This is a genomic window from Pseudomonas sp. ENNP23 (assembly GCF_001728945.1).
Lineage (GTDB): Bacteria > Pseudomonadota > Gammaproteobacteria > Pseudomonadales > Pseudomonadaceae > Metapseudomonas > Metapseudomonas otitidis.
This window is the reverse complement of record NZ_LYSP01000047.1, coordinates 1-16,302: the sequence shown is the minus strand read 5'-3', so window position 1 is coordinate 16,302 and position 16,302 is coordinate 1. Positions and strand designations below refer to the sequence as shown.

At 64.6% G+C, this 16,302-nt stretch carries 22 protein-coding genes; 1 reads left to right on the top strand and 21 read right to left on the bottom strand.

The features are described 5' to 3' along the window. Positions 1–5: 5 nt before the first annotated feature. From A9G05_RS22250 to A9G05_RS22155, 21 genes are all read right to left on the bottom strand, one after another. Positions 6–473: a tail fiber assembly protein gene (locus tag A9G05_RS22250; protein ID WP_069563018.1), complete on the bottom strand. Its 468-nt coding sequence runs from the start codon at positions 471–473 to the stop codon at positions 6–8. Further along, positions 473–1,969 carry a hypothetical protein gene (locus tag A9G05_RS22245; protein ID WP_069563017.1) on the bottom strand — a complete coding sequence of 499 codons (1,497 nt, stop codon included), beginning with the start codon at positions 1,967–1,969 and terminating at the stop codon, positions 473–475. Before A9G05_RS22245 ends, A9G05_RS22250 begins: the two co-directional genes overlap by 1 nt. 255 nt (positions 1,970–2,224) lie before the next feature. Next, the gene (locus tag A9G05_RS22240) at positions 2,225–2,722 is read right to left on the bottom strand and encodes a DUF4376 domain-containing protein (RefSeq protein WP_069563016.1); all 498 of its coding nucleotides are present in this window, start codon (positions 2,720–2,722) and stop codon (positions 2,225–2,227) included. Continuing rightward, positions 2,722–4,086: a phage tail protein gene (locus tag A9G05_RS22235; protein WP_139131222.1), complete on the bottom strand. Its 1,365-nt coding sequence runs from the start codon at positions 4,084–4,086 to the stop codon at positions 2,722–2,724. The genes A9G05_RS22240 and A9G05_RS22235 overlap by 1 nt, the downstream gene beginning before the upstream one ends. After that, positions 4,026–4,358: a hypothetical protein gene (locus A9G05_RS22230; RefSeq protein ID WP_069563014.1), complete on the bottom strand. Its 333-nt coding sequence runs from the start codon at positions 4,356–4,358 to the stop codon at positions 4,026–4,028. The genes A9G05_RS22235 and A9G05_RS22230 overlap by 61 nt, the downstream gene beginning before the upstream one ends. Next, a complete protein-coding gene (locus A9G05_RS22225) occupies positions 4,355–4,993 on the bottom strand; it encodes a DUF2612 domain-containing protein (RefSeq protein ID WP_069563013.1) in 639 nt (212 codons plus the stop codon). The genes A9G05_RS22230 and A9G05_RS22225 overlap by 4 nt, the downstream gene beginning before the upstream one ends. Continuing rightward, on the bottom strand, positions 4,990–6,135 hold the full coding sequence (locus tag A9G05_RS22220; protein WP_069563012.1) for a baseplate J/gp47 family protein: 1,146 nt from the start codon (positions 6,133–6,135) through the stop codon (positions 4,990–4,992). Before A9G05_RS22220 ends, A9G05_RS22225 begins: the two co-directional genes overlap by 4 nt. A gap of 62 nt (positions 6,136–6,197) precedes the next feature. Further along, positions 6,198–6,551 (bottom strand): hypothetical protein, encoded by a 354-nt coding sequence (locus tag A9G05_RS22215; RefSeq protein ID WP_069563011.1) that lies wholly within the window; start codon positions 6,549–6,551, stop codon positions 6,198–6,200. A gap of 10 nt (positions 6,552–6,561) precedes the next feature. Then, positions 6,562–7,203, bottom strand: coding sequence for a Gp138 family membrane-puncturing spike protein (locus tag A9G05_RS22210; protein WP_083265542.1), 642 nt, complete (start codon positions 7,201–7,203; stop codon positions 6,562–6,564). Then, positions 7,196–8,053 (bottom strand): hypothetical protein, encoded by an 858-nt coding sequence (locus A9G05_RS22205; protein ID WP_044411557.1) that lies wholly within the window; start codon positions 8,051–8,053, stop codon positions 7,196–7,198. Before A9G05_RS22205 ends, A9G05_RS22210 begins: the two co-directional genes overlap by 8 nt. Further along, on the bottom strand, positions 8,050–8,367 hold the full coding sequence (locus A9G05_RS22200) for a hypothetical protein (protein WP_044411556.1): 318 nt from the start codon (positions 8,365–8,367) through the stop codon (positions 8,050–8,052). The genes A9G05_RS22205 and A9G05_RS22200 overlap by 4 nt, the downstream gene beginning before the upstream one ends. Then, a complete protein-coding gene (locus A9G05_RS22195; protein ID WP_069563010.1) occupies positions 8,364–9,125 on the bottom strand; it encodes a phage baseplate protein in 762 nt (253 codons plus the stop codon). The genes A9G05_RS22200 and A9G05_RS22195 overlap by 4 nt, the downstream gene beginning before the upstream one ends. 9 nt (positions 9,126–9,134) lie before the next feature. Then, positions 9,135–10,886 carry a hypothetical protein gene (locus A9G05_RS22190; RefSeq protein ID WP_069563009.1) on the bottom strand — a complete coding sequence of 584 codons (1,752 nt, stop codon included), beginning with the start codon at positions 10,884–10,886 and terminating at the stop codon, positions 9,135–9,137. After that, positions 10,876–11,040 carry a hypothetical protein gene (locus A9G05_RS27740; RefSeq protein ID WP_165663776.1) on the bottom strand — a complete coding sequence of 55 codons (165 nt, stop codon included), beginning with the start codon at positions 11,038–11,040 and terminating at the stop codon, positions 10,876–10,878. The genes A9G05_RS22190 and A9G05_RS27740 overlap by 11 nt, the downstream gene beginning before the upstream one ends. Then, positions 11,037–11,444 carry a phage tail assembly chaperone gene (locus tag A9G05_RS22185; protein ID WP_069563008.1) on the bottom strand — a complete coding sequence of 136 codons (408 nt, stop codon included), beginning with the start codon at positions 11,442–11,444 and terminating at the stop codon, positions 11,037–11,039. Before A9G05_RS22185 ends, A9G05_RS27740 begins: the two co-directional genes overlap by 4 nt. A 2-nt stretch (positions 11,445–11,446) precedes the next feature. Beyond that, entirely contained in the window at positions 11,447–11,878 is a 432-nt protein-coding gene (locus A9G05_RS22180) for a phage protein (protein WP_069563007.1), read from the bottom strand. Positions 11,879–11,940: 62 nt separating this feature from the next. Further along, positions 11,941–13,440: a DUF3383 domain-containing protein gene (locus tag A9G05_RS22175; RefSeq protein WP_069563006.1), complete on the bottom strand. Its 1,500-nt coding sequence runs from the start codon at positions 13,438–13,440 to the stop codon at positions 11,941–11,943. Position 13,441: 1 nt separating this feature from the next. Next, complete coding sequence (locus tag A9G05_RS22170) at positions 13,442–13,975, bottom strand: hypothetical protein (RefSeq protein WP_069563005.1); 534 nt, start codon at positions 13,973–13,975, stop codon at positions 13,442–13,444. A 90-nt stretch (positions 13,976–14,065) separates the two neighbouring features. Further along, entirely contained in the window at positions 14,066–14,341 is a 276-nt protein-coding gene (locus A9G05_RS22165; protein ID WP_069563004.1) for a phage holin family protein, read from the bottom strand. Next, complete coding sequence (locus tag A9G05_RS22160; protein WP_069563003.1) at positions 14,334–14,708, bottom strand: putative holin; 375 nt, start codon at positions 14,706–14,708, stop codon at positions 14,334–14,336. The genes A9G05_RS22165 and A9G05_RS22160 overlap by 8 nt, the downstream gene beginning before the upstream one ends. Positions 14,709–14,869: 161 nt before the next feature. After that, positions 14,870–15,400 carry a hypothetical protein gene (locus tag A9G05_RS22155; protein ID WP_069563002.1) on the bottom strand — a complete coding sequence of 177 codons (531 nt, stop codon included), beginning with the start codon at positions 15,398–15,400 and terminating at the stop codon, positions 14,870–14,872. A 147-nt stretch (positions 15,401–15,547) separates the two neighbouring features. Between A9G05_RS22155 and A9G05_RS22150 the strand changes: the two genes are divergently transcribed. Beyond that, positions 15,548–16,258 carry a helix-turn-helix transcriptional regulator gene (locus tag A9G05_RS22150; RefSeq protein ID WP_069563001.1) on the top strand — a complete coding sequence of 237 codons (711 nt, stop codon included), beginning with the start codon at positions 15,548–15,550 and terminating at the stop codon, positions 16,256–16,258. The last annotated feature ends 44 nt before the right edge of the window (positions 16,259–16,302 follow it).

Here is a 16,302-nt window from a genome sequence, read left to right as displayed (position 1 = left end):
AGCCATTAGTCCCCCTGATCAGCATCCTTGAACGGAGGCTCAGGCCACTCGATGGAGTTCGGAAACCCAGGCTGCTGCTCGATCCGATTCAACTGAACCCGATAGTTCTTCCATACGCGTAACTGCTCCTGCTCGTCCGCTGTGGCTTCTCCCAGATCCATCGCATCCTGCAATGGCGCCATCCTCATTGCAGCCGAACGTAGCAAGGCATCACGCCAAGAGATCGCCTGTGCAATCGTTGCTTGCTCTTGTGCATCAGCATTAATCACCCACTTATTGCCGTTCCACTGATAAACCCCTGATACATCAGGGGGAGGGCAAATAGCTACTTCCCCATCAACCAGGACCAGTGCAGTGCGCTGATCCCATTGTTCCTGCGTCAGACTGTATGCGCCAGATGGCACGATCATGACAGTTTCATCGTTATAGACACAGGCTACGCGCCCATCGTCATTAAAAGTTGCGTATTTCATTATCCCTCCTTGACAAATTGAGCCTCGGTATAGCACTCGGTATATCCAGAATTGGACGCACAACCTAAGCCGTATGTAGGGCAGGAGCTGGACACCCACAATCTTATGCTATATGCCTTCTTTTCAGTAATCTCTATTGCAGATGTCATTACAGAAGTGCTTCGAACATAGTCACTTGCACTGACGGTACTTCCATTACCACTAAGCCCAGTACCAACAAGAACACCGTCCGTCTCGTTGAATAAGAAAATATGATAACTGTCAACGTTTCCGTGAGTTGTCTCTATCCGGTACCAATACTTACCTGGCGGCAGGACTATTTGGTTCCCCACTAATCCAGCTCCCGGAATAGTGTTATAGCGCATCGTATTTAATGTCCGAATATTGACCCCAGCCACGGCAGCCCCCCCTTGAGTACCCGCCACTTTCTCATCAGCGACAATAAGTGTTCCGCGAGCAGCCAGCTTTGCCTCAATAATCGATACACGGGATGCGAGGTTGGCGTACTCGGTGACCAGCTTCGCCATATCGGCATTACCGCTGTTATCCACCTGCCCAAAGAGCTTGATCGTCCAACTACCCGTCACGTTAATGGGGCGAGTTTCCGAACCTGTCCGTGCTCCTCCCTCAACGGAGGGTGTATCCGAAAGCACGGCATAGTGGTTCTGGAGGGAAGTACCGCCAGCGATGCCGTTTGAGATGGCACCTTCGACAGGGAATCGGGGATTCAGAGACAAATTGGCCGTAGCCGAACCCAAAACGGTTGCATGGCGATGCGCCTGGACCTGGTCTCGCTGGACTTCTCCCGGCGTACCCGCAGACATGGCGCCATCACCCCGCAGGAACATTGCAGCGATGGAGCCAGGGAATCTGCCGTTGTAATCAGGCACTCGGAAGGTGGTGGAGCCGTCGCCACGGCTGTAACAGCAGCGCTTGGCAGGGTCGGATAACCAGACCGCATCGTCTACGACGGGCACCTTCCCTGCTGCAATGGCAGCCCATGCGTCAGGGAATGAAGCCCGGTTGAAGATCCCACCGTCTGCAAAGGGCTGCCCCGGATAAACGAGTTGTCTGGATGGAGACCAACTGACGTGGAACAACGGGAGGCCACTGCCAACACTCAAGACCTGCTCTTGAATCAGCGCCTTCACCGCTTCAAGCGTCAACGCGGTTTCCCCCCATTCACTTGGGCTGCTCGATGGCCGCTTGCCCAGGCTTGTCGCCTTGGCCTTCCAAACCTTGCCGCCCTCCTGCACGTGGGCGCCCGCGGGGTAGTCCTCGGTCGCCGACCACTCGGCGATGCCCCGCTGCAGGAGGTAGCGCAGGGCTTCGTCATTGCGCTTGAACAGCGCGTTGAACCATTCCATCGGCGGGATGCCGTTGGTCTGGTCGAACGACACGCCCCAACCTCGGGCGATGTCGGGGAAATTCTCGACTTCTCCGGTTTTGGCGCCGGATGCAAAGACCGTCTCGTCAGGACGTTTGTATTGAGTCATGGGTAAAACCTCATTCGATTCGTGGCTAGAAAATCGCCGGCGCAACGGCCGGCGATTGAGCGCGGCCCGCTCTGGAAGGGGGCTGGCGCTCGGGAACAAAGGAGGGGCAAACGCCCCACCGATCACGAATCGATGCTCGCCATGGCTCAGCTTGAAACGCCCAGCCCGCATGAGCGGGCTGGGGAGAGAAGGCTCAGTCGAGCCGGTCGGGCGCCAATGGGCGCGAAGAGGTCAGAGGTTTGGCAACGTGCGCCATCACGACCACCACTTGTCGTCGGTGTAGTCACCCGGAATGGCGTCCATGTCCTTCAGACGACGCCCTGCCAGGACCAGTGCCTGGGTGCGCGCCGCCATGGCCTTGGCGAAGGCCACGACAGTAGGTGCATCCATGGGCACCAGGGTGTTGTCGGCGGCGATCCAGGTGAATTCCTGTTCAGGTTCCAGCCAGCGCAGATCATCCGGCTTGACACCACTGGCTACCGCCATGAAAGCCAGTTGGGCGGCTTCGGTGATACGTTCACGGTCGATTGACCGGGATTGGAACAACGTGCCTTGGAACTCGATCCCCCCCGCAAGACGACGGTCACGCTCGTAATCGATATCAGCCGGTTTTATCTGCCCCACCTTCTTGAGGTACTCCTCAATGTCAGCAGTAGTCAGAGGCGCAAGGTCTTTGTTGATCAAATGATCCTGCGAGCCATCTTGCTCATAAGCGAAAATTTCACCACTTAGTGCATTAACGAAGTATTTCATCAGGCCAACTCCATCCAAGTATTAATACTTGTGCCCGCCGTTACCGAGTAAGTAGCTCCATTTGGGACCACAGCAGAAATAGTCGTGGAAATAGATCCCGATGCGATAGGCGTAAACTGCGACACCAAAACTCCTCCTACGGATATCCCCCTCGTCGCTAGACCGTTAGCCGCAAAAATACTCACCAACTTTGGACGACCACTGGAGTTCGTATAAGTAACACCTGAAGCACGACTAGCCGTAACGTCTTGCCAAGCTTGGCCATCGCCAACGCTACGCGGTCGTATTTCGAGTGCCTCCACCCTCGTTACCAACGCTGCATAGGTCGAAGAAACCGCAGCGGCATCAATTGCCCCAGGGTTGGTTACTCCGTTACCCATCTTGATGATCCAGCAGCCAGTGACGTTTAACGGGCGAGTTTCTGTAGAAGTACGAGCCACCCGTGATGCATCGAAAGTTGCGATATAGTTCGGCTGCGCGTTATAGCCCACGCCGGTAAAGCCTTGGCCAGTCTGGAAAACTCCCGACGCATGCTCGATACCTCCATGAGCAAGCTCACCAACAATATTTTGAAGCGCATCTCGCTGAACTACGCCAGCACCACCCGCCGACAACGCCCCATCCCCTCGCATGAACAACGCCCCCAACGACCCCACCGCCTTGCCGTTGTAATCCGGCATGCGGAACGTGGTGCTGCCGTCACCCTCGGTGAACATCCCGCGCTGGGTGGGATCGCTGCTCCAGGTCGCTTCGGTGGTCTTGGGCACCTTGCCATCACGAATGGCGGCCCAGACGTCGGGGTAAAGCGCGCGGCTCAGCAGTTGGCCGTCGGCCGGGGCGCAGCCGGCGGGGATGCTGGCGCGGCTGACCCACCATTGGACGGACAGCAGCGGCATGCCCATGTCCGAAGCCCCCGCCGGCGTCATCAACACCTGCAGCAGCGCATTGGAGGCCGGCACGCCCCCTGCCCCGCTGACGTACACCACCGGCACCGAGCGGTAGGCGCCGCTGTCCACCAGCTCGCCTGTGACACGGAAGCGGTGGGCGACGCTGCCGCCCGGGCGGCTCTGGATGCACAGCGTGTCGCCGGCACGCAGCAAGGCCACGCTGCGGCTGTAGTCCAGGCCTTCGGCGCTGGACTTGGCGATCATCAGCGCGGTGGCGTCGGCCGGGTTGGTGGCGTTCAGCGCCAGGTAGCCGTTGGCCACGCCGCCGGAGGTGGCGCTGCTCCATTGCCACTGGCCGAAGTTGAGGGTGCCGCCGCCCAGTTGCTCCTGGATCAACGCCTTCAACGCCTCACGGGTCAGCGCCGTCTCCCCCCATTCGCCGGGGTTGACCGACGGCCGTTTGCCAAGGTTTGCCACCTTGGCCTTCCAGACCTTACCCCCTCCTGAACGTGGGCGTCCACGGGGTAGTCCTCGGTGGCCGACCAGTCGGCGATGCCGCGTTGCAGCAGGTAGCGCAGGCCTTCGTCACCGCGCTTGAACAGCGCGTTGAACCACTCCATCGGCGGGATGCCGGCGGTCTGGTCGTAGGCCACGCCCCAGCCACGGGGAATGTCGGGGAAACCCTGGACCTCGCCCGGCTTGGCGCCGGATGCGAAGACCAGTTCGTCAGGACGGGAGTAATGCGTCATAGGAACCTCGCGAATTTTCCTTGGTTGAAGCCGAGTGCGCCGGCGGCGCCCCGGAAGCCGAAGGCCCGTTGGGGCACAGCGACGTAGAACTGGATACGGACACCCGCCGGTCGCGGCAGGATGTCCAGGGTGTTCAGCGCATAGCGCTTGAAGTCGCTGACCTGGTCGCTGCGGATGACCACGGTCAGGCTCATGTCGTACTGGTCGAAGACCAGGCTCTCGCTGTCGAAGATGAAGCGCAGGGCTGCGCTGATGTCGTCGACGGTGCCGAGTTGGTAGTTGCGGGCGATGCGGCAGCGGATGAGGAAGCGGTAGTCGTCGTCATCCAGCACCGCCGACTCTTCCAGCGGATCGCCCATGCGGTACCACTTGCCGGTGCCGAAACCACGGGCACCGGGGACTTCGTGGAAGCCGAACAGGCTGCGCGGGGCGAGCCCGTTGAGCACGCGGCTCTGGCCGACGTGCTTGCCCACCAGGTCGAGGTTGGCGCCCAGCGCGCGGTCGATGTCGAGCGCGTCGGGCAGGCTCGACAGGCCTTGCCAGGTGTCGCCGAACTGTCGCGAGAGCAGTTCGGCGGTGGCGGCGGCCCGGGGCTTGCCCTGGTATTGCCAGATCAGCAGGCGGTCATAGCTCATAGCACCACCACCTCGATGTCGGACGGGGCGAACCGCGCCCGTTCACGCACACCGATGGCGATGTTGTCTGCCGCCGGGGTGCCGCTGCGGCGGCTGATCTTCAGCTGCTCGACCCAGAAGCCCTGGACGGTGTTGATCGGGCTGTAGAGCCGCGACAACTGCACGTCCTGGCCGATACGGAAGTCCAACTGCGCCAGTTGCGCCTTGATCGCCGCCACGTCGATGGCGGTGAACTCGGCGTCGCGCCGTAGTTGGACGAAGGCCTTGCAGTCGACCACCGCCGGGCGGTCGAAGCGGATCAGGCGCTTCATGCCCTGCCCGTCCACCACGTTGCGTGACTGCTGGCCCATGAGCCCGGTGCCCGCCGGCTTGCGCTGGAAGATCGCCTGGGCGATGGCCTGCTCCTCGCCGCCATCGACGATCAGGTTGAGGCTGTGGCCCGGCACACCGTCGGCGTCCGGGGTGGGGCCGGTGTTCTCCAGACCCACCACCTGGCGCACGTCCGGCAGTTGCAACAGCGCGGCCACCAGGCCATCGAGGCTGTTCTGCGCCGGGCGGGCGCGGCTACGGAAGAAACGCGCCCGCAGCTCGGCGTCGGTCTCCTCCTCCGCCCCCACTTCGGCGGGCGCCTGGGTGGTGGCGGTGTCCCAGCCCAGCACCAGGGTCTCAAGGGTGAGGCTGCTGTTGGCCGGCAGGTTGTAGGCGCCGAGTTCCTCGCTGCGCAGGTCGGCACGGGCGGAGCCGTCGGCACCCAGGGTGACGTCGGCAGTGAGCAGCCAGCGCCCACGGTTGGCGTCGCGCAGCACGGCGCCGGCGGGAATCTCGGTGCCGGCACGCCCGGTGAGGGCGGTGCCGCGCAGGTAGCTGTAGCGCGCCTGGCGCCGGGTCAGCCCGGCGTAGGCGACCCGCTGTTCGAGCCAGTCGCCACTGGCGTGGTCCGGATCGAGGGCGCGGTAGATGACCTCGCCCAGCTCCTCCAGGTCCGCACGGACCTGGGCGATGAGCCCGAGCATCTGCCCGTCGGGGCTGTCGGGCGCGAGGTCGATGTCGTTGCCATAGATGGCCCGGAACCCCTGGTCCAGCTCCGCAAGGATGCTGTCCAGGCGTACACCGACATAGCCCTTGTTGGTCAGTTGTCCCATGTTGGTTCTCCAAAGAAAAAGCCCCGCACGAGGCGGGGCTTCGATTTGACGGCGGCGGCCGATCAGCGCTGGACGCGGGTGCTCAGGTCATTGCCGAGGTTGTCGCGCAGCGTGACGCCGATGGCCAGGCGTCGGTCGTCGGGGGTGACGTCCATCTGGAAGTCGAGGATTTCGCTCACCCCCTCGGTGGTGAGGATGCAGCGCTTGATGTCCACCTCGATCTGCGCCAGGTCCGCCGGCCGCTCCATGCGCGGCAGCCAGGGCAGACCGTGCTCCAGGTCGAGGAACCAGTCCCCCTGGAAGGAGCGCAGGCGCGTGCACACGCGCTGGGCCACGCATTCGCCGCCGTCGGCGTAGTTGTTGCGGCCCTGGCCGAAGGTCCAGTCGCCGTCCTTGTCTATTCGTCTCACTCTCATTGTCGTGTCCTCATTGCGGCACGCCGGTGACGGCCGGGCCGGCCATGACCTGGCCGTGCAGGTGACGCTCCAGGCTGATGCCGCCGGACACCACGTCGCCCTTGCCGGTCATGCCGGCCTCGAACACCACCGGGCACTTGATCAGCACCTTGGCGCCGTCCAGCGTCAGGGTGCCGCCCTCGTCCAGGCGCACGTAGGCCGAACCGTCCAGCCGGCGCAGTTCCACCGCGTCGGTGGCGAAGGCCGGCACCACCTGGGGCAGCGAGCTGATGCCCATCACCGCCACGGCGTCCGACAGGTCGTGCTGGCGGTAGTCCAGCGGTTCGCTGGAGGCACCGGAATGCCACCAGCCGTCGATGCAGCGCTCGTTGAACACCAGCAGGCACTCGTCGCCCGGCTTGACCGGGAAGGTCAGCACGAAGCCGCCCCCCCGGGGGAACTGCACCGGCACATCGGGCAGCATCGGCAGGGGCTGGCGCGAGCCATCCATCAGCTGCTGCTCGATCATCGGCTGCACGCTGGCCACCTGGCGGGCGGCATCGAAAGCGACGATGCGCCCCGGCAGCGCGGTGTGCAGACGTTTGATGCGGGTATCGAGGGCGGTGTCCATGGCGACCTCGGTCGAGGGGGTCTGCCAGTCGTAGTTACCCATTGCTCTTGCCTCCGGATTGGCTCTTGGCGCCGCCGGCCGGCTGGAACTCGCCCTTGCTCACGGTGAGCACGCAGAACCAGTCCTTCTCCATGACGTCGCCCTTGCTGATGATCCTGACGATCTTGTAGTCGCCGTCGAAGCGCGGCTCGATGGACTTCACCCGCACCGTGCCACCGACCCGGGGTGCCGGGTCGATCAGGCAGGTCAGCTCCAGGCCGCCCTCCACTTCCTTGGGTGAGCCGATCAGGCCGGTTTCCTGGGAGAGGAACACGGCCTGGTCGTCCAGCACGTTGCCGGCGGGCAGCAGCAGCAGTTCACCGTCCTGGATGGACCAGTCGGCGCCCTGCTCCGCCGCCACCTGGCTGAGCACGTCGCGGCTCAGCCCCACCAGCACCTTGCCGCGCGGCAGCGGCCGTTGCTTGGGCAGGGTGATCTGCCCCGGCGTGGTGGACTTCATCGACTGCACCGCGGCCTTGACGTGGTCGTCGGCGGTGCTGCCGGCGGCGAGGGAGCGGCTGATGCGCGCCTCGCGGTAATCCACCGCGCCGGTGGCGCAGGTGAGCACGGTGATGTTGTCCAGGCCCTTGCGCTCCACAGCCGCCTCGGCGATGTCGCCCGCGTAGAGCAGGCGCAGCTCGCTGTAGCCGGCCCAGAGCCAGGCCTTGCGCAGGGTGCCGTCCTGCAGTTGTTCGCGGTGCTCGGGGTTGAGGTTCCAGACGCGGATCGTCCCCGGGTTGGGTTTGTTGTCGATGCTCTTGGTGAAGTCGAAGGCCACCCGCAGGCTGTCGATCACCAGCCCTTCCTGGTCGGCACCGAGGATCAGGCGGTAACGCCGGCCGAACTGCCTCATGGCTGCACCTCCGCTTTCTCGCCGATGTGGAGCAGGCAGCGACTGCCCATGTCGTCACCGCCGATGGGGTCGAGGCCGACGCCGCTGACATCCTCCAGCCAGAGGAAGAACGGCAGGGTGCTGCGCCAGAGCATCGGCACGCCGGTCACCAGCGTCAGGCCCTGGGCCAGCCAGGTGCCCTTGGCCTCGTCCAGCAGGTCGATGGCCCAGTGGTCGCCGATGCTGTTGTAGCGAAGGGTCAGGCGCAGGCGGTAGCCGGCGAACTCGAAGCTCTGCTCCTGCAGCGGGTCGCTGCTGATGGGGATCTGCTTCATGAGAACACCGTCCTGCCTACCGCATGCGCAAAGCTCTCATTGCGCTTCTTGGTCTTGGGCGTGGTCTTGCCCTTGGACTTCTTCTCCGCTGCCTGGCACTGGGAGCGGCCGGAGCGCTTGGTCCCGGCCGCCGGGGTGACCACGCCGTTGATGACGCGGGTATCCACCACCAGGACTTCGCGCAGGGTCAGGTCCAGCTCGATGGCGCCATCGATGGCCTGCACGGCGGAAATCGTGGTGAGCAGCATGTTCTTGTACAGGTAGAAACCGGTCTGTACCTGTAGCAGCTCACCGGCCTTCTGGGTGTCCAGCAGGCATTGGTAGACCTGTTGCAGGCGCGACTGGCTGGGCGAGCTGTCGAAGCGCGACAGCGGCTGGTACTCCAGCATCCAGGGCGCTATGGGCCGGACCTTGGGCGTATCCACCTGGGGCTTGAGCCAGCTCTTGAGCTCGCGCTGGGCCCGATTGCGGGCCTGCCGGGTCAGGTTGGCCAGAATCCCCGGCCTCACCTCGTCGACGAAGTCGCCACTGCTGCGCAGCCCCGGCGTGACCTCGGCGGCCAGGGCCGCCAGGGGGTCGTAATGCTCGACCACGATGCCCTTGATCTTCAACGTGCGGGGCTGCGCGTAGGCGTGGTCGGCAATGTTGGCGCCGCTCTCCACCGGGTTTTCGGTGATCTTGAGTTCAGCGGTGTGGGTTTCGTTGATGACCGCATCGAGCCTCATCGTGCCGATGCGGCGGTTGATCAGCATGACCATCGATTCACCTCACTGTCTGATGTCACTCTGGTTGTTGTGGGTGGCCAGGCGCTGCTGGTTGGAGGCCACCTGCTCGGCGACCTCCCGTCCGATGGCTTGGGGGTTGTCTCCGCTCACGTGGACCGTGACCGACTGGTTGAAGCTGTTGTTGCTCACCGGGGCCATGAGGGAGGCGGCGCCGACGCCGGCGCCGAGGGCCGCACGACTCTGTGCGTCCTGCACACCGGCCGTGAACTGGCTGGCACCTTCCACCAGGCGAGGTGCCGTGGCGGCCTTGTCGTCGTCGCTGTTCCAGCCGAAGAGGTTGGCCACGCCGGAGAACATCCCCGGCGATTCCTTGGCCGCCTCGGGCGTGCCTTCCTTGTCATCGCCGAAGCCGAACATCCCGGCGACCTTCTTGAATCCGGCGCCGAGTGCCTCGAACTTGGCCTTCACGCCTTCGAACCAGCTGTTGAGGACTTCCTTGACGCCGTCGAAGCCGCCTTTGACGAGGACGAACAACCCTTTGAACAGGTTGATGACGTAGTTGATGCTGGCACCGATGCCGGCCATCAGGCCCTCGGCGAAGGCCATCGCCGACTCGCTGATTTCTCCCCAGAGGGCCATGAACCGTGCCTTCAGCCCATTCAGCACGGCCTCTACCGCGGCGATGCCATCGAGCAGCGGCTGCCAGGAGAACAGGCTGCCGATCACTTCGAACTGCGTGGCCAGGCCTTCGAATATCCCGCCGAATGCCTCCTTGACGCCGTCGACGTCTCCTCTCAGCAAGGCGAAGAAGCCTTTGAACAGGTTGATGACGTTGCTGATGCCCGCGCCGATGAACATCATCAGGCCGTCGGCGAAGGCCATCACCGTCTCGCCGTTCTCCGCCCAGAACGCATCGAACTGCGCCTTCATGTCCGCCAGGATGGCGCCGACCTCCTTGAAGCCCTTCACCAGCGGCTCCCAGACGCCGCCGAAGGCCGATTCGCCGCCGTCCAGGTAGGTCATGAAGTCGTCCACCAGGGCGATCACCACCACCAGGGCGGCGATGATCCACATGATGGGGTTGGTGGCGAAGGCCATCAGGCTGGCGCGGCCGACCCAGAGCAGGGCCGTGCCGAGCATCATCAGGGCGTTGTCCCAACCGACGGTTCCGCTGACCACGAAGTCCAGCGCGCGGCCGAAGTTGTAGACCGCGTCCAGGCCTTCGGCGACCAGCGTCATGGTCTTCTCCAGCCCCTCGGTGATCAGCTCCTTGTTGGCGTCCACCACCGCGAGGAAGCGGTCCGCCAGGAACGACAGTTGCGGGGCGAGGCCCAGGCCGACCCGCGTCTTGACCCCGTCCAGCACCTTGTCCAGTTTCTCCATGGACGTCTGGTAGTCCTTGGCCGACTGGGCCTGCTCGTCGGTGACGACGCCCAGGGCATCCGGCCCGGCCTTGAGGTCCTTCAGGCTGCCCAGGGAGGACTGCACGAAGTCGAAGAGCTTGGAGGACACCTGGGAAATGGCGCCGCCGATCCTGGAGGTGCTGCTCTCGACCTGCGCCGCCTTGCCCTGAACCTGGTTGAGGGTCTCGATGTAGGTGTAGTGAGCCTTGTTGCTGGAGAGCAGGGTGTTGCGGGTGACCTCGACGTTCTGCCTGAGGTGGTTCACCACGCTGATTTCCTGCACCAGCGTGTTGCTGATGACGTTCAGCTCCTGCTTCAGGGTGTTGGTGATCTGCTGCAGGCCCAGCGCGAACTGCGCGCTGAGTTGTTGGATTCCAATTTCAATTGCCATTGGCCTGCCTCTCGTGGGCCTGACGCTGTGCCTCGTCCCATTCGGCTATCGCGTCATGGAAGTCGCACAGGTCGGCCAGGGTGTAGAGCGCGCGCAGCTCGTGCAGGGTGCAGAGCTGGCGCATGACAGGGGTGAACAGGAACCAGTCGGTCACTCCGCCTTGGCCGGTCCCGGCAGAATCGCCGACAGGGCTGGCGCGGCGGCGGCGAAAAAATCGGCGAACTGGTACTTCACCCCCTCCACCAGCAGCGGCACCAGGTGCCCGCGGTGTTGGTTGAAGTGCGCCTCGGCACGGTCGGCGAGGCGGAATGCCGCGCCGTCGGCCGGTTGCACGTTGGTCTGCTGGATCACCAGCGCTTCGATCTCCGCCACCACCGGATCGCCCAGGTTGGCCAGGATGGCGCCGATGGCCAGGCTGTCGCCGCCCTCGCCGCGCTTGATCTCCACGCCCTGCAGCAGGCGCGCGGCCTTCTTCAGGGCGTTCCAGGCCGGCATGGCGTTGGCCGGGCGCATAACGTAGTCGAAGCCGTCGAGGTTGATGCGATGTTCGGCGTTCATGGTCAGGCGACTCCTTGTTCCAGGTTCACGTTGGCGCGCTCGAAGACGATGGTCCAGGTGGTGTCGTTGGCCTCGCTGCCACGGGTCACCTCGGGACGCTTGGTGAAGTAGCCGCGGGTGGCGCTGATCAGGTCTTCGTTGAGCAGGTCGCGCATTTCCAGGGTCAGCGGGGTGAAGGCCTTGAGGTTGCCTTCCTGCAGCAGGCGCAGGCTGTTGAGGAACTTGTTGTCACGCGAGTGCTGCTTGAGCTTCAGGGTGAGGGTCGCGGACCGGTCGTTGTTGGCAACGAACACGCCGGTGCCGTTGCTGCCGATCTTCATGGAGCCGGAATCGGTGGTGAAAGCCAGCTTGAGGACATCGGCGCCGGCGCCCCAGTCGCTGATCTCGTAGCCGTTGATCAGGACGGACAGTTGTTTCTGGTCGTAGATAGCCATGGAAAATCTCCGGAAATGAAAAGGCCCCACGCGGGGGCCGGAATACGTTGGGTGGGTCGGGATCAGCGGTCGAAGTTGACCAGCACGTCCACGGAGTGAACGGCGCCGGCCATCTTCAGGGCCACCTGGATCGGCGGGGCCTTGCGCTGCTCGCGGTCGGAGGTGGACAGGTTGTCGACGCTGTCGGCCCAGACGTAGTAGCCCTCGTCCAGGCGCTCGCCGCTGACCAGGTTGCCGAAGGGGTCGCCGTTCCACACACCGGGGGCGAAGGCACCGTTGTTCACGCCCTCGCGGCAGACCTTGCGAACGGCGGCCAGCAGGCGCGCCACACCGGCGTCGGTCAGCGGCACCTTGCTCGAAGAGCGGTAGAGGGTGGCGAAGACCTCCTTCTGCACCGCGTCGACGTACCAGTCGAGGATGTGCACTTCATCGAAGAAGCGGCCACCGATCACGGTGCCCTCGGCGACCATCGCTGACTCGTCGAAGTAGGTGTAGAAGTTCAGGCCCAGCTTCCGGCACTTGTCCGCTTCGGTGAGGGTCAGGTTGTCGGCGCTGATGCCCGGCAGCTGCTTGAACTTCATGGTCAGGGTGGAGTTGTTGGCGGCGAAGTTCACCGACAGCGCGCGCGCCAGCCAACTGGCCACCGCGTAGGGGTCGTTCTTGTCGTAGACCGCGACGGTGCGGTAGCTCTGGCGATCCTTCAGGCGCTTGAACGGGTTGCTCGGCACGTTCTCCAGGTGGCTGGGGTTCTGGGTGGTGACGCCGAAGACCTTCTTGTCCGCAGCCAGAACCCAGGCGGCCGCCTGTTCGATCTCGTCGTCGGTCAGGGACGCGGCGACGGTGGCGGCGTACCAGCCGGAGTTGACCTCCAGCAGCGCGGTGAACGCCTCGGGCAGCGTTTGTGCGGCCAGCACCAGGGCATCGCGGCCGGCGACCTTCTGCGCCATGCCGTTCTCCAGGCGCAGCAGGCCACCCAGGTAGGTGCCGGTGGCGCCCAGGTCCTGGACGAAACCGACGGACTTGGCCTGGCCGGCGACGTCGGCTTCGAGGATGAAGCGGTTGGCCACGGCGTCGTAGCGGCAGTTGACGGCCTGGGCGGTGAGCTTGGCGTCGATCAGCGCGGCGATGGCCGGCAGGTCGCTGGCGGCGCTGAAGTTCAGGCCGGTGACGTCCTGGCGGACGCCGTCCACGGTCACCGAGAACTGGCCGGCGCTGATGGCCTTGAGCTGGTCCAGGGTGGCCACCAGCGGCGTGCCGTTGAGGGCGGCCTTCACCGCCGGCACGTTGCGGGTGTTCTTCAGCCAGCGCGCCACCAGCAGCTGCTTGGGTCGCGGGCTCTGAGCGAAGAAGGCGCTCGCGGCCAGGGCGGTCTGGGAGGTGCTGCCGAAGGCGGCTTCCACCTCGGCCTGGCTGGCGCAACTGATGTAGAGGGTGGCGGCGTCGGTGAAGACGTTGCCGGCCTCGGGGGTGAACAGGGCGAGCTGGCCGAAGTCACGGCGCGGGCTGGCCACCGGTTGAACGTTGAGTTGTACGTTGACGATCTGCGAAAGCGGAAGGGACATATCAGGTCTCCGTTGGATTCACTGTAAGGGTGGCGGTGAGGCCCGTATCGGTGTGGGCGGTCACCACCGAGGAAGCGATGTGTTTCTGTTCCAGGACCACCTGGTGGCCATGGGCGAGGACCAGTTCCAGACGGGCCTGCTCCTTGGCCACGCCCGCCTCGACGGCGGACAGGTTGTCGATGGGTTTCATGCGTGGCAGGGCAACGCCCAGCCGGCGCAAACGGTCCAGGGCCCGGCTGGACTGCAGGATCGAGCGCGCGTCGTGCGCCAGATCCAGCGCCCCGGGGCCATGGGTGATGAGGTGGAAGGTGGTTTCACAGGCGGTGACGACGGTTTCCCGCTCGCCATTGCCGTTGAACTCGCGGCGGGACACGCCCACCTCGGCGGACTGCTGCTCGCGCAGGCTGGCGTACAGGCCCGCCGGCGGCGCAGTGGCCTGGTCGGCGGCCACCAGCGCACCGGGCGGCAGCTCCAGCAGGCTGCGCAACGCTTCGCGCAGGGCCGCCACATCCAGCCGCGTGGCGGTGATGCTCATGGTGTTCTCCTTTATATGCAGGGCACGACCCAGCGCGGACGACCGAGGCCGCCCGGCCAGACCGGGGATGGAACGGGTGGGCGCCTGGCGTCAGCCGAGGCGCAGGATGCAGGCGAGGTTGCCGCGGGCCCTGAACACCAGGACCAGCAGGATCAGCAGCACCCCCAGCATCCACGGCGACAACTGCCCCACGGGGTAGCGGCCGACCGCAATGCTCAGGGCCTGGCTACCGGTGCACAGCGCCATCAGGTAGGCGCAGAGCGAAACACCGGGGCGGAAGCGCGAACCGCGCCGCCGGTAGGTGATCAGCCGCAGGCAGATGGCCGAACAGACGAAGAGGGTCGCGGTGGCCAGCGGGTCATCCATTGCGGCCTCCCGCGCCTCGGCGCAACAAGGTGCGCAGCCAGCTGGGCAACTGCCCGCCGCGCATCCATTCGAGCATCCCGATCCCCCCGGTGACACAGAGGGTGGCGGCCACGAAGGCCACCACCCCGCTGGTCTGTGCCAGCCCGCGACTGACCGCCTCGACGGCGGCGTAATAGCCCCCCACCCAGGACACCAGCAGGTAGCCGGCGCGGGTCAGGGGCTTGTAGTCGCGGGCAAACACCACGAAGAAGATGGCACCGCCGAATCCTCCGATCAGCGCGTTGCCATCGATGCTGGGGATCAGGATCGCCAACCCCGCGCCGGTCATCCCCCCAGCCATTGCCGCAGCGACACTGGGCTCGGTCATGATGGGACTCCTTGAAGAGGGCCCGATGATCGACCGGGCCCGGAAACGAAAGAGCCCGCTGGTGGGCGGGCTCTTGATGGTCTGATTTCGATCTTGGAGCTAGGTTACCTTTATCGTCCCAACAGGTCAATATGGGAGAACCTGTTTTTTCAAAAATATTTTCAATGCGCCACGACAATCCCCGCACGGCTCATCGGCGCCTCCAGGCGCGCCAGGGCTTCGCGCAGTTTCAGGGCCACGCGCGCGCGCCAATCCTGGTCCCAGCGGTGCAGGGTGCTCTTGGACAGGCCGGTCAGGCGCTCGATCTCGCGGATGCTGTGGGGCGGGCGGCGGAACATGCGCATCAACAGCGCCAGGGCGGCGCGCTGCTCGGCCGAATCGGCCTGCGGCTTGAGCCAGTCGCGCAGGGCCGCCATGGCCAGCACGAAGTCGCGCCCGTGGGCGTATTCGGCCTGTACCACGGCCAGTTCAAGGGGGTAGTCGGCCAGCAGGCGCTGGGCGAAACGGATCGTCATGGTGGCCTGGGCCTGCCATTCGTGGGGGCTCAGGCCGCTGGGCAGGCGCTCGACGAACTGGGTGTCGAAACGCTCGCGCAGCACGTCGATCGCCATCGCCGTGGACGACTTCGGCCCCACCCGGTGTTCAGCCATCCAATACGCTACGGCCAGGGCCTGTTCGGTGCTGTTAAACATGGGCTGTCTCCTTTTCCATGCCCCGTGGCGGGGCTAAACAAAAGCCCCGTCGACCGGTTCACGGCAACGGGGCAGCACAGGCGCATATAATAATACCTATATATAGGTGCTTGCAATGAAATAGGCCCACCGTTAATCTGCTGCCCCATGGAACTCAAAGACCGCATCCGGGCGGCGCGAAAGCACGCCAACCTCAGCCAGGTCCAGCTCGCCCAGGCGACGGGCATGACCCAGGCCTCCATCTCCGATCTGGAGCGTGGCAAGTCGCGCGCGACCAGTTTTGCCACGCAGATCGCCACCGTCTGCGGCGTCAGCCCACGCTGGCTCGCCGAAGGCCACGGCGGCATGCTCGACACGCGCATGCCGCCTTCCGGCGCAAACGCCCACTGGGCCGGCGCCGTGGAGTCCTGGGACGACGACACCCCGCTGGACCCCGACGAAGTCGAGCTGCCCTTCTACAAGGAAGTTGAGCTGTCCGGCGGCAAGGGCAGCACCGTGGTGCTGCAGACCACCGGGCGCAAGCTGCGCTTCGGCAAGTACTCGCTGCGCAAGAAGAACATCGACGCGGCCAGCGCGGCCTGCGTGACGGTGAACGGCAACAGCATGGAACCGGTCCTGCCCGACGGCAGCACGGTGGGCGTGGACACCAGCTCGCGCACCATCAAGGACGGCGACATGTACGCCTTCGACCACGATGGGCAACTGCGGGTGAAGCTGCTCTACCGCCTCCCCGGCGGCGGGCTACGCATCCGCAGCTTCAACAGCGACGAACACCCCGACGAACGCTACGAGGCCACCGAAGTGGCCGAGCACATCCACGTCATCGGCCGGGTGTTCTGGTATTCGGTGCTGCTCTAGGCAGCCCTGGCGTCGAGCGCCCTCCGGAATACAGGCAAAAAAAT